The organism is Kitasatospora sp. NPDC101108 (genome assembly GCF_055584725.1).
Map to the genome: position 1 here is coordinate 1 of NZ_JBVJLM010000056.1, position 1,187 is coordinate 1,187.

Below are 1,187 nucleotides of genomic sequence, written 5' to 3' on the forward strand. Positions count from 1 at the left end.
ACGTGCATCGCCGAAACCACGCTCCGGCCACGTCGATACTCCGTCAATTCACTCACAGACCAAATGGTATGGTCAGTCGTGTGCAGCTCCGGTACAACTACCGCGTGTACCCCGAACCTGCCCAGTGCCGTGCGCTGGCCCAGGCGTTCGGATGCGCCCGCGTGGTCTTCAACGACGGCCTTCGGGCACGTCAGGAAGCCCATGCGGCGGGACTGCCGTACATCAAGGACACCGACCTGCAGAAGCAGGTCATCACCGCCGCGAAGCGCACCGAAGAGCGCGCGTGGCTGGGTGGGGTGTCCTCGGTGGTGCTGGTGCAGTCCCTCCGGGACCTGCACACGGCCTACCGGAACTTCTTCTCCTCGGTCACGGGCAAGCGCAAGGGGCCGAAGGTCGCCGCGCCGCGCTTCAAGTCCAAGCGGGACAGCCGGCAGTCGATCCGGCTCACCGCCAACGGGTTCTCTTTGCGCGAGTCCGGTCGCCTCTACGTGGCGAAGGTCGGAGACCTCGAAATGCGCTGGTCACGTCCGCTCCCGGCGAAGCCGACCAGCGTCACCGTCACCATGGACGCCGCCGGCCGGTACTGGGCCAGCTTCGTCGTGGACACCGAGCCGGACATCCTGCCCGAGCTGGACACCGAGACCGGCATCGACCTGGGCCTCACCCACTTCGCCGTGCTCTGCGACGGCCGCAAGGTGGACTCGCCGAAGTTCCTGCGCCGGGCGGAGAAGAAACTCAAACGCATGCAGAAGGCCCTGAGCCGCTGCGAGAAGGGATCGAAGAACCGGGCCAAAGCCCGCAAGAAGGTCGCACGTCAGCACGCCAAGGTGGCCGACCGCCGCCGGGACTGGCACCACAAGGAATCCACGAAGATCATCCGCGAGAATCAAGCGGTGTACGTGGAAGACCTCGCGGTGTCCGGCCTCGGACGGACACCGCTCGCCAAGTCCGTGCACGACGCCGGATGGTCCGCCTTCCTCAACATGCTGGAGTACAAGGCCATCAAGCACGGCCGCCACTTCGGCAGGATAGGCCGCTTCGAGCCCACCTCCCAGATCTGCTCGGCCTGCGGCATCAAGGACGGCCCCAAGCCCCTCGGCGTCCGCGAGTGGACGTGTGGGGACTGCGAGACCGTCCACGACCGCGACGTGAACGCCGCACGCAACATCCTGGCCGCCGGACGGGCG

General features: G+C 66.7%; 1 protein-coding gene. It reads left to right on the plus strand.

Translation table 11 applies throughout. The annotated features are described in order from the left end of the window. Positions 1–80: 80 nt before the first annotated feature. Positions 81–1,187: RNA-guided endonuclease InsQ/TnpB family protein (locus ACZ6Z8_RS39200; RefSeq protein WP_465614740.1), on the plus strand; the 1,107-nt coding region annotated here is incomplete at its 3' end.